General features: G+C 65.8%; 17 protein-coding genes and 1 pseudogene. 11 read left to right on the forward strand and 7 right to left on the reverse strand.

The window, feature by feature from the left end; translation table 11 throughout:
* Positions 1-443: 443 nt before the first annotated feature.
* Positions 444-2,621, reverse strand: a complete 2,178-nt coding sequence (gene recG / locus PJE01S_RS20955) for an ATP-dependent DNA helicase RecG (RefSeq protein WP_068835609.1) — start codon at positions 2,619-2,621, stop codon at positions 444-446.
* Positions 2,622-2,638: 17 nt separating this feature from the next.
* On the opposite strand from recG, the gene queA reads away from it, so the two are divergent.
* The 6 genes from queA to PJE01S_RS20985 all read left to right on the forward strand — a co-directional run bounded on the left by queA (position 2,639) and on the right by PJE01S_RS20985 (position 9,514).
* A complete protein-coding gene (gene queA, locus PJE01S_RS20960; protein WP_068835611.1) occupies positions 2,639-3,700 on the forward strand; it encodes a tRNA preQ1(34) S-adenosylmethionine ribosyltransferase-isomerase QueA in 1,062 nt (353 codons plus the stop codon).
* A 22-nt stretch (positions 3,701-3,722) separates the two neighbouring features.
* The gene (gene tgt, locus PJE01S_RS20965) at positions 3,723-4,874 is read left to right on the forward strand and encodes a tRNA guanosine(34) transglycosylase Tgt (RefSeq protein WP_068835613.1); all 1,152 of its coding nucleotides are present in this window, start codon (positions 3,723-3,725) and stop codon (positions 4,872-4,874) included.
* A 3-nt stretch (positions 4,875-4,877) separates the two neighbouring features.
* Positions 4,878-6,116, forward strand: coding sequence for a glycosyltransferase family 9 protein (locus PJE01S_RS20970; RefSeq protein WP_068835615.1), 1,239 nt, complete (start codon positions 4,878-4,880; stop codon positions 6,114-6,116).
* Between the two features lie 13 nt (positions 6,117-6,129).
* Positions 6,130-6,672: a GtrA family protein gene (locus PJE01S_RS20975; RefSeq protein WP_068835616.1), complete on the forward strand. Its 543-nt coding sequence runs from the start codon at positions 6,130-6,132 to the stop codon at positions 6,670-6,672.
* The gene (locus PJE01S_RS20980) at positions 6,659-8,449 is read left to right on the forward strand and encodes an ArnT family glycosyltransferase (RefSeq protein WP_068835618.1); all 1,791 of its coding nucleotides are present in this window, start codon (positions 6,659-6,661) and stop codon (positions 8,447-8,449) included. Before PJE01S_RS20975 ends, PJE01S_RS20980 begins: the two co-directional genes overlap by 14 nt.
* Positions 8,450-8,512: 63 nt before the next feature.
* Positions 8,513-9,514, forward strand: a complete 1,002-nt coding sequence (locus PJE01S_RS20985) for an aldo/keto reductase (protein ID WP_068835622.1) — start codon at positions 8,513-8,515, stop codon at positions 9,512-9,514.
* Here PJE01S_RS20985 and PJE01S_RS20990 read toward each other — a convergent pair.
* Positions 9,487-10,470, reverse strand: a complete 984-nt coding sequence (locus PJE01S_RS20990) for a LysR family transcriptional regulator (RefSeq protein ID WP_084389679.1) — start codon at positions 10,468-10,470, stop codon at positions 9,487-9,489. The two genes, PJE01S_RS20985 and PJE01S_RS20990, sit on opposite strands and share 28 nt — an antisense overlap.
* A gap of 91 nt (positions 10,471-10,561) precedes the next feature.
* Between PJE01S_RS20990 and PJE01S_RS20995 the strand changes: the two genes are divergently transcribed.
* Both PJE01S_RS20995 and PJE01S_RS21000 read left to right on the forward strand, forming a co-directional pair.
* The gene (locus PJE01S_RS20995; protein WP_068835623.1) at positions 10,562-12,025 is read left to right on the forward strand and encodes an amidase; all 1,464 of its coding nucleotides are present in this window, start codon (positions 10,562-10,564) and stop codon (positions 12,023-12,025) included.
* A 68-nt stretch (positions 12,026-12,093) separates the two neighbouring features.
* Positions 12,094-13,074, forward strand: a complete 981-nt coding sequence (locus tag PJE01S_RS21000) for a Bug family tripartite tricarboxylate transporter substrate binding protein (protein WP_068835624.1) — start codon at positions 12,094-12,096, stop codon at positions 13,072-13,074.
* On the opposite strand, the gene PJE01S_RS21005 is transcribed toward PJE01S_RS21000, so the two are convergent.
* The 4 genes from PJE01S_RS21005 to PJE01S_RS21020 all read right to left on the reverse strand — a co-directional run bounded on the left by PJE01S_RS21005 (position 13,061) and on the right by PJE01S_RS21020 (position 18,732).
* On the reverse strand, positions 13,061-14,119 hold the full coding sequence (locus PJE01S_RS21005) for a zinc ribbon domain-containing protein (protein WP_068835625.1): 1,059 nt from the start codon (positions 14,117-14,119) through the stop codon (positions 13,061-13,063). The two genes, PJE01S_RS21000 and PJE01S_RS21005, sit on opposite strands and share 14 nt — an antisense overlap.
* A 137-nt stretch (positions 14,120-14,256) precedes the next feature.
* Complete coding sequence (locus PJE01S_RS21010) at positions 14,257-16,260, reverse strand: MFS transporter (RefSeq protein ID WP_084389680.1); 2,004 nt, start codon at positions 16,258-16,260, stop codon at positions 14,257-14,259.
* A 264-nt stretch (positions 16,261-16,524) separates the two neighbouring features.
* Complete coding sequence (locus tag PJE01S_RS21015; RefSeq protein WP_068835626.1) at positions 16,525-17,823, reverse strand: FIST signal transduction protein; 1,299 nt, start codon at positions 17,821-17,823, stop codon at positions 16,525-16,527.
* Positions 17,824-17,838: 15 nt separating this feature from the next.
* Positions 17,839-18,732 carry a PhaM family polyhydroxyalkanoate granule multifunctional regulatory protein gene (locus PJE01S_RS21020; protein WP_068835628.1) on the reverse strand — a complete coding sequence of 298 codons (894 nt, stop codon included), beginning with the start codon at positions 18,730-18,732 and terminating at the stop codon, positions 17,839-17,841.
* A gap of 350 nt (positions 18,733-19,082) precedes the next feature.
* On the opposite strand from PJE01S_RS21020, the gene PJE01S_RS21025 reads away from it, so the two are divergent.
* Positions 19,083-19,496 (forward strand): VOC family protein, encoded by a 414-nt coding sequence (locus tag PJE01S_RS21025; RefSeq protein WP_068835630.1) that lies wholly within the window; start codon positions 19,083-19,085, stop codon positions 19,494-19,496.
* A 12-nt stretch (positions 19,497-19,508) separates the two neighbouring features.
* On the forward strand, positions 19,509-20,117 hold the full coding sequence (locus PJE01S_RS21030) for a MarC family protein (RefSeq protein ID WP_068835632.1): 609 nt from the start codon (positions 19,509-19,511) through the stop codon (positions 20,115-20,117).
* 38 nt (positions 20,118-20,155) lie between these two features.
* On the opposite strand, the gene PJE01S_RS21035 is transcribed toward PJE01S_RS21030, so the two are convergent.
* Positions 20,156-21,139, reverse strand: a complete 984-nt coding sequence (locus PJE01S_RS21035) for a fumarylacetoacetate hydrolase family protein (protein ID WP_068835634.1) — start codon at positions 21,137-21,139, stop codon at positions 20,156-20,158.
* A gap of 146 nt (positions 21,140-21,285) precedes the next feature.
* Between PJE01S_RS21035 and PJE01S_RS21040 the strand changes: the two are divergent.
* Positions 21,286-21,700 (forward strand): annotated as a pseudogene (locus PJE01S_RS21040) (DUF3108 domain-containing protein); the annotation flags it as partial.

Here is a 21,700-nt window from a genome sequence, read left to right on the forward strand (position 1 = left end):
GGGAGCAGAACGCGCAAAGCGCGTTCTGCGGGATTGGGCTGTTGGTATTGGTTTCCCCACCCCCTTCTGTATGCGCTGAGGAGCGGAGCCTGGAGCGGAAAAAGGGCCGCAGTTGTTTGAGCGAAGCGAGTTCTGCGGACCCCGCTCCAGGCGAGCACCGCAGGGTACCCGTAGCGCAGCGAAGGGTCGCAGACAGTAGGGTCGCCTTTTCTTTGCTTACTTTCTTTTGGCGAAGCAAAAGCAAAGTAAGTCGCCCGCCGGGGCGAGACCCGGCTTGGTCGTGAAGGGCAACCCGGCCAGACCTGAAGCGGCCTCAACAAGCCCAATCCGGAGCCCGGATATCGCTACAAATTCAGCAGGCCGTCATGGCCCATGTCAATTCACGCCATTGGGGCATGAGTCACAGCAATCAGTGAAAAACTGCCTACGTTAGCCCTCACAACTCAAGCCTTCAAAAACTCAGCCTTCCCACCAAGCCAACGCTGAATATGCCGCTGCGCCAGCCCGGCATGCCGGTCCAGCATCAGGGGAGCCAGCTCTCGCGCCCAAGCCAGCAGCTCGGCATCAGTGGCCAGATCGGCAAAACGCAGCAAGGGCGCGCCCGACTGCCGCGCCCCCAGAAACTCGCCCGGTCCGCGAATCTCCAGGTCACGTCGGGCGATTTCAAACCCGTCATTCGTCTCGGCCATGGCCTTGAGGCGCGCCCGCGCCAGTTCACCGAGCCGCGGCGCGTCGCCAGTCGAGTACAGCAGCACGCAGGCCGAGGCCGCCGCGCCGCGCCCGACCCGGCCGCGCAACTGGTGCAGCTGGCTCAAACCAAAGCGCTCGGCATGCTCGATCACCATCAGCGAGGCATTGGGCACATCCACGCCGACCTCGATCACGGTGGTGCTGACCAGCACCCCCATCACGCCCTCTGTGAACAGGCTCATGACCGCCTTCTTCTCGGCCACCGGCATGCGCGAGTGCAGCAGGCCCACCCCCACGCCGGGCAGCGCGCGGCTCAGGTCTTCATGGGTCTGCGTGGCATTGACCAGGTCGATGGATTCGCTCTCTTCAATCAGCGGGCAGACCCAGTAAATCTGCCGGCCCTCTAGAAGCTGCCCGCGGATGCGCTCAATCACCTCGTCACGCCGCGCGTCGTTCACCAGCTTGGTGGTGATGGGCGTGCGCCCGGGCGGCAGCTCATCGAGGGTGGAGACATCCAGGTCGGCGTAGTAGCTCATGGCCAGGGTGCGCGGAATCGGCGTGGCGGTCATCATGAGCAGGTGCGGCTCCTGGCCGCTGTCCTGACCGTCCCCGGTCATTTTGCTGCGCAGGGCCAGCCGCTGCGCCACGCCAAAGCGGTGCTGCTCGTCAATGATGGCGAGTGCCAGCTTCTTGAACCTCACCTTGTCCTGGATCACGGCGTGGGTGCCTATGACGAGACCGGCCTCGCCGCTTTCAATCAGCGCCAGCATCTCGCGCCGCTTTTTGGTTTTCTGGCTGCCGGTCAGCCAGGCCGTCTTGACGCCCAGCGGCTCCAGCCAGCTGACCAGCTTGCTGAAATGCTGCTCGGCCAGGATTTCGGTGGGCGCCATCAGCGCGCACTGCCAGCCCGCATCCATGCAGCGCGCCGCCGCCAGCGCCGCCACCACGGTCTTGCCGGCGCCCACATCGCCCTGCAGCAGGCGGTGCATGGGGATGTGCTTTTTCAGGTCCGCTTCAATTTCTGCGCCGACGCGCTGCTGGGCGGCGGTCAGGCGAAAGGGCAGGCCTTCAAGCAATCGCGCTTGCAGGGTGGCCTGCCGCCCGACGCGCCTCAGCGCTCCGTTCAGCGCGGGCGCGCGCATTGCGGCCCGCACGCGCCGCGCCTGCAATTGCGACAGCTGCTGGGCCAGCAACTCCTCGGCCTTCAGGCGTTGCCAGGCCGGGTGGCTGCGGTCCTCCAGCGCGGCAAGCGCCACATCGGGCCTGGGGTGGTGCAAAAACTGTAGCGCATCGCGCAGGCTGGACAAGGGCAGAGGCCCGATTTGGCTTAGAAATTCCGGAGGAATGGTTTCACTGAGGTCGGCGCGGGCGAGGCCGCCGAGCACGGCCTTGCGCAGATAAGCCTGCGGCAAACCGGCCACCGTTGAATACACCGGGCTCAAGGACTGCGGCAGCTCGCCGCCCGCCAGCCTGAAGCTGGGGTGCACCATCTCGCGGGCCACAAAGCCGCCGCGCAGCTCACCGCGCACGCGCACCTGGCTGCCCACGCTCAGGGTTTTCTGGTGCGAGGGATAAAAATTGAGAAAGCGCAGCACGCAGCTGCCTGTGCCATCGTCCAGCGTCACGCGCAGCTGGCGGCGCGGTCTGAACGTGATCTCGCTGTGCGTCACCTGGCCTTCGATCTGCACCAGGTCTCCGTCCCGCGCATCCGCCAGCCGCGCGATGCGGGTTTCGTCCTCGTAGCGCAGGGGCAGGTGCAGGGCCAGGTCGATGTCGCGGCGCAGCCCCAGCTTGTCGAGGGCCTTTTGCGCCGGTGATTTGGCGGGAACTTTGGCCGCCGGCGCGGCGTGCTGGGCTTTGGACAGGGGCCGGCCCTCGGCCATTCCCTCCGGCGGGGCAGGTTTTAGGGCAGGGGCACCGGGTGGCGACATGGGACAATTGTGCCTTCATGAAGACGCATTTCAGCCTCAGTGATTTTGATTTCACACTCCCCGAAGAACTCATTGCCCAGCACCCTGCCGCCGAGCGCAGCGCCTCGCGCCTGCTCGACGGGCGGGAGAGCACCCCGGTAGATCGCCGCTTCGCCGACCTGCCCGGCCTGCTTGCCCCCGGCGACCTGCTGGTGTTCAACGACACCAAGGTCGTCAAGGCGCGGCTCTTCGGCCAGAAGGCCAGCGGCGGCAAGCTGGAACTACTGATTGAACGGGTGCTTTCGCCCCATGCCGATGAAGGTCATGAAGTGGCCGCCCACATGAAGGTGAGCAAGAAACCCCAGCCCGGCGCCGTGCTGCAGATGGAGGGCGGCTTCACCGCCACCCTGCTGGGGCGCTGGCCCCACGACGACGGGCCGCTCTACCGCTTCCGGTTCAGCAGCGACCCCTATGCGCTGATGGCACAGCATGGCCATGTGCCGCTGCCGCCCTACATCACCCATGGCGACTCGGCGGAAGACGAGCGGCGCTACCAGACCGTGTTTGCCAAACACCCGGGCGCGGTGGCGGCCCCGACCGCCGCGCTGCATTTTGACGAAGCCATGCTGGCGCAACTGGCCGAGCGTGGCGTGGAACGCGCCAGCGTGACGCTGCATGTGGGCGCGGGCACCTTCCAGCCCGTGAAGACCGAAACCATCGCCGAGCACACCATGCACTTCGAGCGCTTTGAAGTGCCCCCCGCCACGCACGAGGCGGTTGCCGCCTGCAAGGCGCGCGGCGGGCGCGTGGTGGCCGTGGGCACGACCACGGTGCGGGCGCTGGAGTCGGCGGCCCAGTTCGGCCCCGCCTGCAACGACACCAACATCTTCATCACGCCGGGCTTTGAATTCAAGGTGGTGGACCTGTTGCTGACCAACTTCCACCTGCCCAAGAGCACCTTGATGATGCTGGTCAGCGCCTTGTCGGGCCACGCGCACATCATGGCGCTGTACCAGCACGCGATTGCGCAGCGCTACCGCTTCTTCAGCTACGGCGACGCCATGCTGCTGGCCCGCCAAACACCGCCGGCGAGCGTTTAAACACACCTGCGACAATCACGGAATGCTCGAATTTGAAGTCCTGAAAACCGATGCGGCCGAAGGCGCCTACCTCGGCTCCTACGCCCGCCGCGGCCAGCTGACCCTGAACCACGGCGCGGTGCAAACCCCCATCTTCATGCCGGTCGGCACCTATGGCACCGTCAAGGGCGTGATGCCGCAGTCGCTGCACGAGATGGGCGCGCAAATCATCCTGGGCAACACCTTTCACCTCTGGATGCGTCCGGGCCTGGACGTGATGCAGCAGTTTGGCGGCCTGCACAAGTTCGAGAGCTGGCACAAGCCCATACTCACGGACAGCGGCGGCTTCCAGGTCTGGTCGCTCGGCGAGATGCGCAAGATCTCCGAAGAAGGCGTGAAGTTCGCCTCGCCCGTGAACGGCGACAAGCTGTTCCTGACGCCCGAGATCTCGATGCAGATCCAGACGATTCTGAACAGCGACATCGTCATGCAGTTTGACGAGTGCACGCCTTACGACACCAAGGGCCACATCACCACCGAAGCCGAAGCGCGCCACTCCATGGAGCTGAGCCGGCGCTGGGCCAGGCGCTGCGAGGATGAATTTGCCCGGCTGGAGAACCCGAACGCGCTGTTTGGCATTGTCCAGGGCGGCATGTTTGAGAACCTGCGCCAGGAATCACTTGAAGCGCTGGTCGAGATGGACTTTCCGGGTTATGCCGTCGGCGGCGTCAGCGTGGGCGAGCCCAAGGAAGAAATGCAGCGCATCATGGCGCACACGCCGCACCGCCTGCCGAAGAACAAACCGCGCTACCTGATGGGCGTGGGCACGCCGGAAGACCTGGTCGAAGGCGTGGCCGCCGGCGTGGACATGTTCGACTGCGTGATGCCGACCCGCAATGCACGCAACAGCCACATGTTCACGCGCTTTGGCGACCTGAAAATCCGCAACGCGCGCCACAAGACCGACGAGCAGCCGCTGGATGCCACCTGCAGCTGCTACACCTGCCGCAATTTTTCCCGCGCCTACATGCACCACCTGGACCGCTGCGGCGAAATGCTGGGCCCCATGCTGGCCAGCATCCACAACCTGCACTACTACCTGAACCTCATGCAGGAAATCCGCGATGCGCTGGACGCCGGCCGCTTTGGCGAATTCGCGGCGCAGTTCCGGGCCGACCGGCAGCGAGGGGTTTAAGGCATGAACATCCAGCTGCAACGATGGATTGACCGTTGGGTCGGCATCCCGCTGTGCGCGGCGGTGTCTGGCGTGGACAAAATCGCCGGTTGGTTCAAGGGGCCGTCCAGCGCCGACCAGGCGCCGCGCGCCATCGTGGTGATCCTGCTGTCGGAAATGGGCAGCCTGGTGCTGGCGCATGACATGTTTGCACGCCTCAAGGCACGCTATCCCAATGCCGAACTGCATGCCCTGCTGTTCCGCAAGAACCGCGAAATCCTGGACCTCATGAAGGTGGTGGACCCGGCCAACGTGCACACGGTCAATGACAAGTCGCTGACCGGCCTGCTGTCCAGCCTGTGGCAGGCGCTGCGGGCGCTGCGCCGCGCGAATGTGGATGTCGCCATCGACTGCGAGCTGTTCTCGCGCATCAGCAGCCTGCTGTCTTATGCCAGCGGCGCGGCCGTGCGCGTGGGCTTTCATCGCCACACGCAGGAAGGCCTGTACCGCGGCTCGCACATCAACCGGCCGGTGCCCTACAACCCTTACCAGCACATCAGTGCGCAGTTTTTGACGCTGGCGCGGGCGATTGACTCGACCGCCGTGCCCAAGTCCAAGCTGCCGGTGATGGCTGCCGTCAAGCCGCCGCCCCACGTTCAGCTGGATGCCGCCCTGATCCAGGAGATTCAAAGCCGGCTGGCGCAGGACTTTCCGGCCATTGCGGGCAAGCCGCTGGCGCTGGTCTACCCCGGCGGCGGCATTTTGCCGATTCGTGCCTGGCCCCTGGCCTCTTACACCGCGCTGTGCGAAGGGCTGGTGGCCGATGGCTGCGCCGTGGCCGTGATCGGCCTGAAGGACGACCAGGCCCTGGCCCGGGAACTGGTGGCCAGCGTGAACCGTGCCTTTGCAGGCAACACGTCGGCCAGCCCGGTGATCGACCTGACCGGCTACACGCGCTCGATTTCCGAACTGCTGGCGCTGTTTCATGTGGCGCGCCTGCTGGTCACCAACGACGGCGGCCCCGGCCAGTTTGCGGCGCTGACACCGATCTGGACGCTGATGCTGTTTGGCCCCGAAACCCCCAGCCTCTATGCCCCGGTCACGCCCAGGTGCCATTCCTTTTACAGCCAGTGGCCCTGCTCGCCCTGCCTGACCGCCTACAACCACCGCTCGTCCTACTGCGACGGCGACAACCAGTGCCTCAAGGTCATCGCCCCCAGCGCCGTGCTGGCCAAGGCCCGCGAATGCCTGGCCGCGCCCTGACCCACCCCTGCCGATGTCCATCCTACGATCTTTTGCCGAGGCGGTGATCAGCCGCCTGCCAGCGCGCCTTCAACCCATGGCGCGCTGGCGCTTCATCAAGTTTGGCGTGGTGGGCGCCAGCGGCACGGTGATCAATATTGTGGTGCTGTACCTGGCGCAGGAGTTCTTGCTGCGCGGCATCGCCGACTTTCACACGCGGCTCAGTTACTCGATTGCGCTGGCCATCACCGTGGCGACCATCAGCAACTTTTACTGGAACCGGCGCCTGACCTGGCGCGACCGCAAGCACGCCGCCCATTATTCGGCCCTGTTCCTGTTCTCCAAGTACGTGATGGCGGCGGCCTTGTCCATCGTGATCCAGTCCCTGCTGACCAAATGGCTGGCCCTCTACCTGCACTACATCGTGGCCAATCTGGTGGCGATTGTGATCGCCAGCGCGGCCAACTTTGTCGCCAATGACCGCATGACTTTCCGCCGCCACCGCGTGAAAATGCCAGTCCCCGACGCCGCGAACGATGGCGCCGAACCACCCTCCAACGTTCATGACAAGCCCTGAAAAACCGACCTCCCGCCTGCCCGCCCCCACGCTCTGGATAGTTCTGGCCGTCCTGGTGGCCCTGGGCTATCTGTTTGGCCTGGGCGGCGACCACATCCCGCGCAACGGCGATGAGCTGGTCTATGCCCACATTTCCAGGCTGACGGCCGCGACCGGCCATTGGTTGCCGCTGGTCAGCTCCTATGACTTCATGCGCAACACCAAACCGCCGCTGCTGTTCTGGCAGGCCATGGTGGTGGGCGGCTGGGGCGATCACTGGACGCTGCTGAACCTGCGCCTGCCCAGCCTGGCCTACACCTGGGGCATTGCGCTCATGGTGGGGCTGCTGACCTGGAAGCTGTTCCGCAGCGAAACCAATCCCTCGATGCTGTCCAGCGGCGTCAGCGCCGAGCACCGCCAGCGCCACGCCAAGGTCATGGGGGCGATTGCCGCCATCGTTTACCTGTCTTTCTTCAGCACCTACCGCTACGGCCGCCCCTACCTCACCAGCGCCGCCGAGACCTTCTGGCTGTTTGGCGTGTTCTTTGCCGTCGCCTGGTCGCCGGCCAAACTGCTGGCCTCGCGCTGGAAGTTCCCGCTGCTGGCCGGCATTGCCATCGGCATTGGCTGCCTCTACAAGTCCTTCGCCATGGTCGTGCCGGTCGGTTTTGGGCTGGCGCTGTGCTACCAGATGGTGGGCGCAAAGCTCGCCCCCTGGAAGATTTTCCGGCGCGGCATCGTCCCGGATGCCGTCAAGGTTGCCGCCATCTGCCTCATCGGTCTGGGGATTTTTGGCCTGTGGTTTGTGATCGACCCGCAGCCGGGCGAGGTCTGGCGCGAGTTTGTGGTCGGTGAAAACGCCGGCAAGATGAATTCCTCGCGCGGCTATTTCCAAACCGCGTTCAGCGGCAGCAGCGGCATTTTGACCATCCTCACGGGCTACTTCTCGAATGCCCTCTTTCTGCTACCGCTCTCGGTCGGCGGCTTTTGGGCCGCCTGGCGCAGCTACCGGCAGCGCGCCGGCACGGCCCAGACCCTCAGCGCCGCCGAGAAAGTCATGTGGCTCTGGCTGCTGGCCCTGGCGCTGGTGTTCATGCTGCCGACCCAGCGTTCGACCCGCTACCTGATTCCGGCCATGCCCGCCCTGGCCGTCGTGATCGCGCTGTACTGGGAGCGCATCGGCCGCATCTGGTTCAGCCTCACGCTGCTGGTCTGCCTGATCGGCACGCTGGCCATGGGCCTGATCGGCTATGGCGCCCTGCGTGCCACGCAAAACAGCGGGCTTTACTCGCCGCTGTACTGGCTGTTCCTGGCCGCGACCGTGCTGGCCTGCGGGGTCGGCATGTTCAAAAAGGAATGGACCCGGCCTGTCACCGCACTCGCCGGCTTTGCCGTGCTGTTTGCGCTGGCCTGGGCCACCAACCCCTTCAACGGTGAACTGGGGCGCTTTCGCGCCGACACCAACGCCCGGCTCTTGGGCCAGGCGGTGTCGGTGCCCAGCAATTTCAACGGCCACTTCGAGCGCTACGAGTTCATCATCCCGGGCGCCAAAATCGTGCCCTACTATGCCGAGCAGCCGGTGGACTACCAGGATGTGGACGCGCTCTTCAAAACCAGCCGCTATGCCCTGGTACAGCGGCGCGTCGGCCAGCCGCCGTGCGCGCAGTGCCGCATTCTGGACGAACGCTGGGACCTGCGCTCGCGGCAGGACGAAAAGGACGGCACCATGGCCGCCTTCAAGACACCCGAGACCTACTGGTACGCCAAGGAATACCTGGTCGAGCGCCTCGCGCCCTGAAGCCTTCATGAAGCCCGGGCGGCAAGGCAAAATCGGCCACCTCTACCAAGCAAGGAGTTGATGATGCAATACCGCCGTCTCGGCAACAGCAACCTGAAGGTTTCAGCCCTCTGCCTGGGCACCATGATGTTTGGCCGGCAGACGCCGTTTGACGAGGCGGCCCGCATCGTGGCCTCGGCGCGCGAGCATGGCCTGAACTTCATAGACACCGCCGATGTGTACAACCAGGGCCAATCCGAACGGGATGTCGGGAAACTGCTCAGCGGCCAGCGCCAGCACTGGGTGCTGGCCAGCAAGCTGGGCAACCCGGTCAGCGACGCCATCAACGAGAGCCACTACTCGCGCCGCTGGCTGATCCAGCAAACCGACGCCATCCTGGCCCGGCTGCAGACCGACTACCTCGACATTCTTTACCTGCACCGCGACTACCACGAAGAGAATCTGGACGAAGCGGTGCGTGCGCTGGGCGACCTGATCCGCCTGGGCAAGATCCGTAGTTTTGGCCTGTCCAACTTCCGCGGCTGGCGCATTGCCGAAGTGGTGCGTCTGTGCAAGGAGCTGGGCGTGCCCCAACCGGCGGTATGCCAGCCCTATTACAACCTGCTCAACCGCGGACCGGAAGTGGAAATCCTGCCGGCCTGTGGCCACTACGGGCTGGGCGTCGTCCCCTACAGCCCGTTGGCGCGCGGCGTGCTGACGGGCAAATACCCGCCGGGCCAGCCGCCCGCCGAAGGCACCCGTGCCGGCAGCGGTGACAAGCGCATTCTGGAAACCGAGTTCCGTGAAGAGTCGCTCGTGATTGCCCAAAAAATCAAGGCCCGCTGCGAAGCGAAAGGCCTGGTCCCCGGCCAGTTCGCCGCCGCCTGGGTACTGGCCAACCCATTGGTCAGCTCGGTCATCGTCGGACCGCGCACGCTGGCGCATCTGGAAGACGTCTATGGGGCGACGGAGCTGGTACTGGACCAGGACGACGAGGCTTTCATCAATGACCTGGTGGTGCCGGGCCACGCGTCCAGCCACGGCTACAACGATCCCGGCTACCCTTTCTTCGGCCGCCCGGTCTGATCACCACGCCGGCCTTGCACCCCGGCGCGCGGGAGCTGGCCATCCCCAGCAGGCGCCGGCAGTTGCCGCTTCAGGACCTCCAGAAAAGTGCGCGCCCCCTCGGGCAGCGTCCGGCCCGTGAGGGTCTGCACCTCGATCACACGGCCGTCCATGCCGCGATCGCGAATCATGGCGCCATGCAGTTCGCCGCGCTGCATGCGGTGCCGCACCGTCACCTCGCCCGAAATCGACAACCCGCCCCCATGCAGCACAAAACTCGTGAGCGCCTCAAAGCTGACGCTGACCAGCGCCGGCTCGAACACCAGCTGGCGCCGGCTGCAGCAGATGTCGAACAGCTGGCGCACCGTGTTCTCGCGATCCGGCAGGGCCAGGGGGTAAGGCTGCATCTGCGCCAGCGTGACCGCGCGGAATTTCGCCAGCGGGTGGTCCGGCCGCATGATCACCAGGACCGGCGCCTCCTGCCGGTACTCCACGCAAATGCCCTGCTCGGCCGCGCGGCTGTAGGTCAGGCCGATGTCGGCGTCGCCGTTGAGGATGGCCGTGGTCACGTCGGCGGGCCGGGCGACCTGCAGCTGGAACTGGATGCCCGGATACCGCCGCTGGAAGTCAACCATCACCTGGGGCAGGAACTCGAGCACGAAGCCCGCTGAACTGGCGATGCGCACCTTGCCCTTGCGCAGGCCCTGCAGGGCCTCGATGTCCGACACCACGCGGTCAGCCTCCAGGGTCGCCCGCCGGGCATAGGCCGCCAGCAGTTCCCCGGCGGCGCTGGGCACCATGCCGCGCGGACGGCGCTCGAACAGCGCGACGCCGAGCACCGACTCCAGCCCGGCGATCTGCCGGCTCACCGCCGAGCCGGACACAAAGAGCCGCACCGCCGCCTCGCTGATCGAGCCGCTGCGCACGACCTCGAGGAAGTAGCGCACCGCGGTTTCCTGCAAATGGACGGACTGCATGGGAGGCCTTTTTCTGGTTTGATTAAAACGCAATGGAAACTTGCATAAATTGTGATTGTCGCAAGGCATTGTGGCTCCTATCCTTGCCTCCATGAATGCTCGAACGCTCCTCGTCCCGCCCTCCGGCGGCATCACCGAACTCGATGCCGTCGCCCTGTCGCAGGCGATCCGCAGCCGGCAGCTGTCCTGCGTGGAAACGCTGGACGCGTTTCTGGCCCAGGTCGACCGGTTCAACCCCCAGGTCAACGCCCTCGTGGCCCTGCAGGAGCGGGACGCGCTGCGGTGCCAGGCGATGCAGCTTGATGCGCAGCTGGCCCGGGGCGAGTGGCTGGGACCGCTGCACGGCTTTCCGCAGGCGCCCAAGGACATCATGCCGGCCGCCGGCCTGGTCACCACCAGGGGCTCGCCGATCTTCAAGGACCAGGTCTCGGCCACCGACGCCGTGATCTTCGAACGCATGCGCCGCGGCGGCGCGGTCTTCATTGGCCGCAGCAACTCGCCGGAATTCGGCCTGGGGGGACACACCTACAACAGCGTCTACGGCACCACGGGCAACGCCTTCGCGCCCGACAAGTCCGCCGGTGGCAGCAGCGGCGGTGCCGGCGTGGCGGTGGCGCTGCGCATGCTGCCGGTGGCCGACGGTTCGGACATGATGGGTTCGCTGCGCACGCCGGCCGCCTTCAACAATATCTACGGGCTGCGCACCTCGCCCGGCTGCGTGCCGCACGGCCCCACGGATGAGGTGTTCTTCCAGCAGTTCAGCGTGGCCGGCCCGATGGCGCGCAGCATTCCCGACCTGGCGCTGCTGCTGTCGGTGCAGGCCGGCTTCGACGCGCGCCTGCCTCTCACCCGCCAGCAGGACCCGGCCGCCTTCACCTCCACGCTGGAGCGCGATTTCCGCGGCACGCGCATAGGCTGGCTGGGCGATCTGGGCGGTCACCTGCCCATGGAGCCCGGCCTGCTGGCGCTGAACGAACAGGCGCTCGCGGCCTTCGAGGCCATCGGTTGCAAGGTCGAGCCGGTGCTGCCGGCCTTCGACTTCGAACGCCTGTGGCAGGCCTGGATAAACCTGCGCAGCTTTACCGTGGCAGGCGGCAACGCCGGCCTGTACGCCGACCCCGCCAGGCGCGCCCTGCTCAAGCCCGAGGCCGTCTGGGAAATCGAGCGCGGCCTGGCGCTGAGCGGCCAGGACATCTTCCAGGCCTCGCGCGAACGCACCGCCTGGTACCAGGTGTTGCGCGGACTGTTCGACACCTTTGACTACCTCGTGCTGCCGGCCACCCAGGCCTTCCCCTTCGACGGCAAGCTGCACTGGCCCGCGTCCATAGCCGGCCGCGAGATGGACACTTACCACCGCTGGATGCAGGTGGTGGTTCCGGCCACCATGGCAGGCCTGCCGGCCCTCTGCGCGCCGGCCGGCTTCAGCGCGGCCGGCCTGCCCGCGGGGCTGCAGATCATCGGTCCGGCGCAGGCCGACTGGGCCGTGCTGCAGATCGGCCATGCCTACGACCAGGCCAGCGGCCATGCCCGCGTGCGCAGCCCGCTGCTGCGGTAAAAAGCCCGGCCCTTCGCAAGTCGCCGTTCAGCCCTTTGTTCACCCTACCCACCACCAGGAGCTCCACCATGGCATTGCGCCGCTCTCTCATCATGTCGTGTCTTGCCGCCGGCTGTGCCTCCGTCCTCTGCACGGGCGCGCTCGCACAGGCCTACCCCGACCACCCCATCCGACTGGTCGTGCCCTTTGCCCCGGGCGGCGCCACCGACATCCTGGCCCGGTTGCTGGCCACCGCCATGGGTGACAAGCTGGGGCAGACCATGATCGTGGAAAACAGGCCCGGGGCAGCCACCGTCGTGGCGGCATCGGCCGTGGCCAAGGCACCGCCCGATGGCTACACGCTGCTGCTGGGTGCAAGCACCACGCTCACGCTCAACCCCGCATTGCGCTCCAACCTGGGCTACGATTCGGTCGCCAGCTTCACGCCCATCGGCCTGGTGGCCGACATGAGCCTGGTCCTGGTGGCCAACAACAACACGCCCGGCACCACGCTCAAGGAGATTCTTGCGAAGGCCAGGGCCGAGCCGCAAAAGTTTTCCTACGGCTCCTTCGGTACCGGCTCGTCGGTGCACTTCGGCGGCGAGATGCTCAAATCGGCGAGCGGCGTCGACATGGTGCATGTGCCCTTCAACGGCAGCGCCCCCAGCCTCACGGCACTGATGGGCGGCCAGGTACAGGTCGCGGTCGACACGGTCGTGGCCACGTCCCCGCTGATCAAGGCCGGCAAGATCAAACCGATCGCGATGCTGTCCGCCAACCGGTCATCGATGCTGCCGGCCGTCCCCACCGTGGCGGAAAGCGGCTACCCGGGCTTCGAGATGTCAACCTGGTTCGCCCTGCTGGCGCCTGCCCGGCTCCCGGCCCCCGTCCAGGCCAGGCTGGAGAAAACGCTCGAGAGCGTGATGGCCAACCCCGAACTGCGAAAAAAGCTAGACAGCGTGGGCCTGATACCGGCCTACGGCCCGGGCCAGGCCGTGAAAGACCGTGTCGAAAGAGAGCTGCCCCAAATGCGCGCGGTGGCCGCACGCGCCAACATCAGGGCCGACTGACAGCGGCCGCCGGTCCGGCGCCCGTGCCGCAGGCATGGCAAAACCTGGCGAACGCGCTCTTGCGCGTGCTGCAGCGGCCGCAATGGTCGTGCAGGCCAATGCCGCAGTGCGGGCAAAAATCAATCGCGGTGTTTTTAAGGTCCACCGGCCGCTCACAGCCCGGACACACACTTTTGGCCAGCCGCGTCAGCGCCGTGTCGTAGCTCAGTTCTTCGCGGCGCTGCGCGTCGGGCAGCTGCTCGGCCAGTTTCTGTTTTTCCAGGTAGCGGTTCAGGGACACGATGGCCTGCCGGCCGACCAGCGCGGTGACCACAATCCCCACGACATAGCGCACATAGCCGCCGTAGCTGGGCAGGTAGGGCACCAGTTCGACGAAGAATGCGAACACGGCAAAGAGGATGAAGCCCCAGACAAAAGGCCAATACGTGCTCTTGCGTTTTTTCACAAACAGCCAGCCGGCGATCACCAGCAGCGGCAAGGTCAGCGCCAGGCGGTACAAAAAGACACGCAATTCCACGCGGCGGTACTCGGCCTGGAGTTGCTGCTGCGCGGCCGCTTCCAGCTCATTCAGTTTGCGGCGTTCGCGCACAACCGTCTGCCGGGCATCCAGCGCGGCCTGTTGCTGGGCTTCCACCGCCGCGCCGGCCGCGCGCTCCCTGTCCTTCAGCGCATCCAGCGCCTTGGTGCGCAACACCAGCTCCGGGTCCTGGTCAACCAACTGCGTGGCACGACGCGTCGACAGCCAGTTGTTGAAGGTCTCGCGGGCCGCGGCAGAATCGGCCTGGGCCGCCCTGCGCTTGAGTTGCGCCTGCTCCAGCGCGGTGTCGGCGTCCTGCCCGGCGCGCTCGGCGGTTTTGATCGCACTGCGCAGCGCGCCGCTGGCCGCGGCGTCCATATAGTCGTCCAGTGAAAGCCGCTTTTCAACCTTGGGCAGGTCGCTCACCACGGTGCCGCCCAGGCCGACCAGGAAGCTGGCGAACACCATCGCCACCAGCCACAGGCCGCGGTGAAACCATTTCTCGGACAGTCGCAAGGCTTTGCTCATGGGCAGTTCCGTTTCTAGGTGGCTTGAAGGGAAGCCGGCGCCTGCCGGGCCCAGCAACCCGGCTCCAAATTTCGCATCAAATCAGGCAGCAGCGGCCGTCCTTCGGGCGCATATAGCTATCAAATGTATAGCGTAACTCATGTCTTCATCAGCGCAGCCACCCGGACCCGCAAGAGCTCCGGCTGGACTTCCGTCGCCGGGATGGCGGGCCCCGCATTCAGCCCCACCCGGCTGAACACCCCGCGCCGGAAGGGCCGCACCATGGCCACCTTCCGGCCCTTGACCTGCTCGACGCGGCTGAAAAACGAACCCCACAAATTGGTCAGGGCCAAAGGCACTACCGGCACGCTGAGGCCGTCGCGCTCGGCGTTTTCCAGAATTTTCATGATGCCGCCCTTGAACGCCTGCAGTTCGCCATCCCGGGTGATGCCGCCCTCGGGGAACAGGGCCAGCAAGTCGCCATCGCGCAGCACCTTGGCGGCCGCCTCGAACGCCGCTTCGTAAGCCGCCGGGTCTTCCGAGCGTGGCGCAATCGGTATGGCTCTGGCCAGCCGGAACAGCCAGCCCAGCACCGGCAGTTTGAAAATGCGGTGGTCCATCAAGAAGTAAATCGGCCGCGGGCTGGCGGCCATGAGCAGCACCGGGTCGACAAAACTGACATGGTTGCAGACCAGCACCGCCGCGCCCTGCAGGGGAATGTGTTCGTCCCCCCTGATCCGGAAACGGTACACGCAGCGCGAGGCGATCAGGGCCACAAAGCGCAGCAGGTACTCGGGCACCAGCATGAAGATGTAGAACGCCACCACGGCATTGGCCAGGCCGACAAACAGGAATATCTGCGGGATGCTGAACCCGGCGCCCAGCAGGCCCCCGGCCAGGATTGCACTGACAATCATGAACAGCGCATTGAGGATGTTGTTGGCGGCGATGATGCGGGCGCGGTGCGTGGGCCGGCTGCGCAGCTGGATCAGCGCATACATGGGCACGCTGTACAGCCCGGCAAACAGGCTGAGCAGCGCCAGGTCCAGCATCACGCGCCAATGCGCATGTTGGGCGATAAAGCCGGCCATGCCCATGAGCGCCGCGCCCGGCAGGCCGCGCACGGCAAAGTAAAGGTCCACCGCAAACACGCTCATGCCGATGGCGCCCAGCGGCACCAGGCCGATCTCGACATGGCGTCGGCTCAGCACCTCGCACAGCAGCGATCCAGTCCCGATACCTATCGAGAACACCACCAGCAGCAGGGAGGCCACCTGCTCGTTGCCATGCAGCACCTCTTTGGCAAAGCTCGGGAACTGGCTCAGGAAGACCGCGCCGAAAAACCACATCCAGCTGATGCCCAGCATGGAACGAAACACCACCATGTTGTCGCGGGCCAGCCTGAGATTGCGCCAGGTTTCGGTGACGGGGTTCCAGTTGATCCTGAGACCGGGGTCGGTGGCAGGCGCCAGGGGAATGAACTGCGCCACCGCCCGGCCGGCCAGCGCCAGCAACACGCAGGACAGCGCCACATAATGCGCGCCCACACCGGGAACCGCCACCATGAGGCCGCCCACGATGTTGCCAAGCAGGATGGCCACGAAGGTGCCCATCTCCACCATGCCGTTGCCGCCGGTCAGCTCGCGCTCGCTCAGGGCCTGCGGCAGATAGGCAAACTTGACCGGGCCGAACAGCGTGGAGTGAAGCCCCATCAGAAAGGTGCAGCCCAGCAGCACGGCGGCCTGAACATTGGCGCTGCGGCCCAGAAAGCCCACAGCGGCCACCAGCATGATCAGCACTTCCAGGTTCTTGACAAAGCGGATGATGCGGGTTTTTTCGAACTTGTCGGTGAGTTGGCCACTCGTCGCCGAGAACAGCAAAAACGGCAGGATGAACAGGGCGCCTATCACCAGCCCCGCCAGCGCAGGCGGCAGCCAGCCTACGCCAAGCTGGTAGGTCACCATCACGGTGAACGCAAACTTGAACAGGTTGTCATTGGCCGCGCCGGAAAACTGCGTCCAGAAGAAGGGCGCGAAGCGGCGCTGCTTCAGGAGCGCGAACTGATTCGGGCGCGCCTGCGGCTCGGGTGGCGTTATTACCCCTGTTGACCCTGTTGGCGCTATCGGCACCGCTGCCACCGGTGCGGCTTTCTCAACCCTCATGCCTGACTCCTCTTTTGACATTGCCATGCCGTGAACTTGGGGGGACCGGGTCGCCGGTCATCTGCTCATTTGTTGAATGCTGAGCCGGATTCTGCCCTGATTGCCGGCCCAGACGCTGCGGGCTGCTGCCGGTTTCGCAGGCACTTGGTCAAGGCGTGAGGAGGCCCGAGCCGGCCGGGATGCCGGAGGCGCAGGTATTCTGAAGCCCGGGGGAAATCTTGCGCTGGCCGGCTTGCGCCCATAGGCCAAGCCAGCGCGCCGGTTTCACCCGCCATCTGTCGCGGTAAACACCGTCAGCACGCCGGTGTAGCCATACAGGTGGTGGCGCGCAATTTCACCGCCGGCAAAAAAGCCCACCAGCGGCACATCCCCCAGGGCGCGCCGCACAATCTGCAGCTCGGCACTGGGCGCGCCGAAATGCGGCCCGCCCCGCCCGGAGCAACTGACATAAATCGCACCGGCGATGCGGCGCGCCGGATGCGGTGACGATTCGGCTTCGGGGGCACGCAGGGCATTGGCCACTTCCAGCGTGAGCTCCTGCGGCTCCAGCTCTTCACGGATTTCGGCGCAGACCCGGACCAGGTCGGCGCGCGCGGCCTCGGCGTTGCGCTCACAAAAAGCCAGCTTCATGCCCAGGGCCGGCAGATCGGCAATGGCCACGCCCTTGCGCGCCGGGTCCAGCCCGATCAGGTGGCGCACCACGACGTCGGCGCCAAACTGGCCGGCGCGCCGTCTCACGACATCGTTCGGGCGGTCGGCGTCGCGGCTCAGCCCCACCAGCGTGGTGCGCACCCTGGCCAGCGCCTCTCGCGGCTGGTCCAGCGATACCGCCAGGTCGGCCAGCAACACATCCAGCGCGGGCCGGCCGTCCAGCGCCATGACCACATTGCCTTCGCAGGCGGTGATCTCGTAATAGGCGGAGATCGGCCTGCAGCCTTGCGTGACCCGCGACATCAGCCCCATGCCGCCGGAGGGATCGCGCGCAAAGGCCACGCCGCTCAGGCCGCCGCTGAAGACACCGCCGGCCGCGCCCTGCCCCTTGACATTGCCATGGCCGCTGAGCGCAAACTGCACGGTGCTGGAGCGGCTCGACGCCAGGCCGCCAAAGACATAACCGCTGTCGGTGCGCTGGGCCATCTCGTCAATCAGCTCGGCCACATCGGGCGTGGCAGCGTCGGCATGCACCAGCGCGGTGTGCGCCTTGAAGCCTCCTGGCCTGGCCGGCGGCAGGGGCGACACACCGGAAAACACGCGGTACAGGTCATGCGGCAGTTCGCACAGCATCACCGCCAGCGCCGGCTCGTCAAAATATTCCACGTTGTTGGAGGCAACGCCCACGCCCACGGTACCGCTCCAGTCGGTGATATCGGGCAGCTCGGCACTCAGGTGGTCCAGGATTTCCTGCGCATGCGCCGCGTAGTGGTCAGTGATGTAGAGCAGCGCCAGCGTCGGTGCGTGGGCATAGCCGGGCAAGGCGAGGTGGGCGCGCAGTTGCGCCAGCACGAGGCCGGCCGCCATCTGCCATTGCGGATGGGTGGCGTGGCCGTAGGGGAAAAGCTTCATGGGTTCGGTGAAAAATTAACGTGTGGGTTGGCGGGTGCTGCTGCGGGCCGTCTTGCGCGCCGGCGCTTTGGCTTTGGTTTTGGCAGCGGGTTCTGCCCGCAACGGGGTTTTGGCCGGCGCCGCTACCGACACGGGTGTCGGCCAGGCCTGGCTGCTGCGCAGGGCCGAACCCATGGCGGCACGCGCGCCGCCGGCCACGGTTTTGCCGGCGGTTTCGGCCATGCCCCTGGCCAGCCCCGTCGCCATGTCGGTGGCGGTTTTCACGGCATCCTTGGCCAGGCTCTTGGTGCTGTCCAGGGCGGCTTTTTTGGCGGCGTCCTTCATCGCGTCCGCGGCAATGGTCTGGAACTGCTGGGTCAGCGCGCCCCACCATTGCATGGGGTCCACCACGCCTGCGCTGGCCGGCGCCTCGACGGCCTTGGCCTTGGGCGTTTTTGATTTGGCAGCGGCGGCTTTGGTGCCGGTATCGGCGCCGGCCTGGCCGGATCCAAAACTCGAGGCAGGAACCTCCAGGCCCGAAAACGTCCTGGCCTTGTCGGCCACGCGCTGCACGCCACCGGCCACGCTGTCGGCGACCTTGAGCTTGAAGGCGTTGGCCACGTCACCCATGTTGAAGTTCATGCCCTTGAGCGTGGCCAGGGTCATTTTCTGCACCTCCAGCGCCTGGATGGTGGCCTTGAGCGCGGTGGCGTTCTGGTCCAGCCAGAACTGGACGGCCTTGAGCTCATCAATGCGCTTGTCCAGTTCCTCCACATTGAGCGTGGGCGCCACCCAGTTCCCGAGGTTGGGCAACTGCGGTATGTTGTGCGTCGCGCTGCCGGCCGCCTGCTTCGCCAGGTTTTGCAAAAAGTCGAAGCCCGGCACCAGCTTGCCGAAACCTGAAAATGAAGATGGGTCTGCGTCACTCATGAAAGTCTCCTGGCGTGTTATTGCAATATTGCATCTGAATGGATGGGCTGCCTGGCCATGAGGACATTGGCGCCGCGCTACGCGTCCTGATTGTGCAACGCCGCCGCGGCACGTCAACCGGTTTCTGTCCGGCGCGGCCAGACCGACCCGGCCGTCCGGGACAGGCGCCACCGCCATCTCTATTGACAAAAATTGCTGTAGCGCCCGAATGACGGGCGTAATTTGCTACTTATTCGATAGCATACAAAAATCAAGCAAGGAACGCCCGCGCTTGCGGCGCTTCGGGCGACCGGTGGTCTTGCACCGCATGGCCGCCCTTCCTGGCCCGCCGCGCCTGCTAAGCTTGCAGCATGAAAAGCCTGTTTCACCTTGCCTTCAATGTCAGAGACCTGGATGTTGCGCGCCGGTTTTATGGCGGCGTGCTGGGCTGCGCCGAAGGCCGCAGCACCGCCACCTGGGTCGACTTTGATTTCTTCAGCCACCAGATTTCGCTGCATCTGGGCGAGCCCTTCAAGACGGAGCGCACCGGCCATGTGGGCGACACCCTGGTGCCCATGCCGCATTTCGGACTGGTCCTGGCCCTGCCCGACTGGCAGGCCCTGGCCCAGCGCCTGCAGGCGGCCCATACCGAGTTCGTGCTGGCGCCGCAGGTGCGCTTTGAGGGCCAGCCGGGCGAGCAGTGGACCATGTTTTTTTGCGACCCGTTTGGCAATCCCATAGAGATCAAGGGCTTCCGGTCGCTGGACGCGCTTTACGCCGCCTGACGCCCCGCGCCCATGGCTTATACCTTTGCCTCGGCCACGGTGTTGCTGCTGCTGATCACGGATCCGCTGGGCAACATCCCGATTTTCGTCAACGCCCTGCGCGGCGTGGCACCCCAGCGGCGCATGCAGGTCATCCTGCGCGAGGTGATGATCGCCTTTTTGCTGCTGCTGGCCTTCATGTTTGTGGGCGACGGTTTCCTGCGCCTGATGAACCTGAGTGACCTCTCGCTGCAGATTGCCGGCGCCGTGGTCATGTTCCTGATCGCGCTGCGCATGATTTTTCCGTCGGAACAGCCCGAGTCGGCACCGGTCCTGCAGGGCGAGCCGCTGATCGTGCCGCTGGCCATCCCGGCGCTGGCGGGCCCGTCGGCGCTGGCCACGGTGATGCTCCTGGTGTCGCAGGCGCCGGAGCGGCGCCTGGAGTGGGTCGCCGCGCTGTGCGTCACGATGGCGGTCTGCGCCGTGGTGCTGGTGCTGTCCGAGCGGATTCAGCGCATCGCGGGCGACCGCGTCATGATGGCCTTTGAGCGGCTGATGGGCCTGATCCTGGTGGCCATTTCGGTCGAGATGCTGCTGCGCGGCATACGCCTTTTTGTCGCGCAAATCGGCGGCGCCTCCTGAACCCGTTGGCGGCAGGCCGCCCGCCGGGCCCTGCGCCGCTACGCCGCCTCGACCACTTTCTGGTCGATGGCGCCGAACACCGACTGCCCGTCCCCGCCCTTGACCTCTATGCGTATGGTGTCGCCGAACTTCATGAAGTTGGTTTTGGGCTTGCCGTTCTCAATGGTTTCAATCGCCCGCTTTTCGGCGATGCAGCTGTAGCCATGGCTCCAGTCCTTGTTGCTGACCGTGCCCGAGCCCACAATGCTGCCGGCGCGCGCGTTGCGGGTCTTGCAGATGTGTGCGATCAACTGGCCGAAATGAAAGGTCATCTCGGGACCGGCTTCGCACATGCCGACCTTGCGGCCGTTCCAGGTGCTTTGCAAGGTCAGGTGCAAACGGCCCTGGTCCCAGGCATCGCCGACCTCGTCGAGCGTGACCGCCACCGGGCTGAAGGCGGTCGCCGGCTTGCTCTGGAAAAAGCCGAAGCCCTTGTCCAGTTCGCCGGGAATCAGGTGGCGCAGCGAGACATCGTTGACCAGCATCAGGAGGCGTATGCCTTCCAGCGCCTGCGCCGGTGTGGCGCCCATGGCCACGTCGCCGGTGATCACCGCCAGCTCGGCTTCAAAGTCGATGCCGAAGGCCTCGCTGGGCACCACCACGTCATCGCAGGGTCCGATGAAGTCGTCGCTGCCGCCCTGGTACATCAGCGGGTCGCCGTAAAAGGTGTCCGGCACCTCGGCATGGCGCGCCTTGCGTACCAGCTCCACATGGTTGAGGTAGGCCGAGCCATCGGCCCACTGGTAGGCGCGCGGCAGCGGCGCCATGCAGCGGGACGGCTCGAACGGGAAAGCCTGGCGTGCCTTGCCGTTGTTCAGCGTGTCGTACAGGTCCTGCAGCTGCGGTGCCATGAAGTTCCAGTCATCCAGCACCTGCTGCAATTTGCCGGCAATGCCCGTCGCATAATGGGCGGTGGAAAGATCTCGCGACACCACGACGAGCTGGCCGTCGCGTGAGCCGTCTTTGTAAGTGGCTAGTTTCATCAATATCCTGAATAAATGGCTGGGGCCGGGACAAGGTGCCGCGCTCCAGATGACAGACCCGATTGTGCCGCGCCTGACGGCGCGCTCTTTTATAAAACATAGCCGACAATGCGCTTGCGTTCCCATAGTTCTGGAGGCCCTCAGGCATGAGCCGCCTGGCGCCACCCGCTCCGCAGACGGCCACCGGCCCAAGCGCCAGGCCGCCCTGGGGCACGCTGCTGGCGCTGGCCGGGCTGGTGCTCGCCGCGCACACACTGGTGTTGCGCATCTCGCCCAGGCCGCCTGGCGCGGAACTGGCGCCGCCTTCGCCGCGCAGCGCTGCTTTTGTGACGCGCCGCATTGAGCTGCCGCCAGCGGCAGAAGCGCCCGTCCCACCCGTGGCCAAACCCGTCAAAAAACCGGTTCTCAAGAAAAAAATGGCGCCAGCCCAGGCGGAACCTGCGCAAGAAGCTACCGAAATGATAGCAAACTCCAGTCCGGAGCCGGCCGCCGCGGGCGGCCTCACGCCCCCGGTCCAGGGGGAGGGTACGGCCACGCCTGACACGCCCGGCGCAGGCAGCG

Source organism: Polaromonas jejuensis NBRC 106434 (assembly GCF_001598235.1).
GTDB classification, from domain to species: Bacteria; Pseudomonadota; Gammaproteobacteria; order Burkholderiales; family Burkholderiaceae_C; genus Polaromonas; species Polaromonas jejuensis.

What these genes read in the sequence shown, in the direction of transcription:
- PJE01S_RS21010 (WP_084389680.1), bottom strand. Translation starts at nt 16,260, where the DNA reads ATGAGGGTTGAGAAAGCCGCACCGGTGGCAGCGGTGCCGATAGCGCCA.
- recG (WP_068835609.1), bottom strand. Translation starts at nt 2,621, where the DNA reads ATGTCGCCACCCGGTGCCCCTGCCCTAAAACCTGCCCCGCCGGAGGGA.
- PJE01S_RS21020 (WP_068835628.1), bottom strand. Translation starts at nt 18,732, where the DNA reads ATGAGTGACGCAGACCCATCTTCATTTTCAGGTTTCGGCAAGCTGGTG.
- tgt (WP_068835613.1), top strand. Translation starts at nt 3,723, where the DNA reads ATGCTCGAATTTGAAGTCCTGAAAACCGATGCGGCCGAAGGCGCCTAC.
- PJE01S_RS21035 (WP_068835634.1), bottom strand. Translation starts at nt 21,139, where the DNA reads ATGAAACTAGCCACTTACAAAGACGGCTCACGCGACGGCCAGCTCGTC.
- PJE01S_RS20975 (WP_068835616.1), top strand. Translation starts at nt 6,130, where the DNA reads ATGTCCATCCTACGATCTTTTGCCGAGGCGGTGATCAGCCGCCTGCCA.
- queA (WP_068835611.1), top strand. Translation starts at nt 2,639, where the DNA reads ATGAAGACGCATTTCAGCCTCAGTGATTTTGATTTCACACTCCCCGAA.
- PJE01S_RS21025 (WP_068835630.1), top strand. Translation starts at nt 19,083, where the DNA reads ATGAAAAGCCTGTTTCACCTTGCCTTCAATGTCAGAGACCTGGATGTT.
- PJE01S_RS21030 (WP_068835632.1), top strand. Translation starts at nt 19,509, where the DNA reads ATGGCTTATACCTTTGCCTCGGCCACGGTGTTGCTGCTGCTGATCACG.
- PJE01S_RS21015 (WP_068835626.1), bottom strand. Translation starts at nt 17,823, where the DNA reads ATGAAGCTTTTCCCCTACGGCCACGCCACCCATCCGCAATGGCAGATG.
- PJE01S_RS20985 (WP_068835622.1), top strand. Translation starts at nt 8,513, where the DNA reads ATGCAATACCGCCGTCTCGGCAACAGCAACCTGAAGGTTTCAGCCCTC.
- PJE01S_RS20990 (WP_084389679.1), bottom strand. Translation starts at nt 10,470, where the DNA reads ATGCAGTCCGTCCATTTGCAGGAAACCGCGGTGCGCTACTTCCTCGAG.
- PJE01S_RS20995 (WP_068835623.1), top strand. Translation starts at nt 10,562, where the DNA reads ATGAATGCTCGAACGCTCCTCGTCCCGCCCTCCGGCGGCATCACCGAA.
- PJE01S_RS21005 (WP_068835625.1), bottom strand. Translation starts at nt 14,119, where the DNA reads ATGAGCAAAGCCTTGCGACTGTCCGAGAAATGGTTTCACCGCGGCCTG.
- PJE01S_RS21000 (WP_068835624.1), top strand. Translation starts at nt 12,094, where the DNA reads ATGGCATTGCGCCGCTCTCTCATCATGTCGTGTCTTGCCGCCGGCTGT.
- PJE01S_RS20980 (WP_068835618.1), top strand. Translation starts at nt 6,659, where the DNA reads ATGACAAGCCCTGAAAAACCGACCTCCCGCCTGCCCGCCCCCACGCTC.
- PJE01S_RS20970 (WP_068835615.1), top strand. Translation starts at nt 4,878, where the DNA reads ATGAACATCCAGCTGCAACGATGGATTGACCGTTGGGTCGGCATCCCG.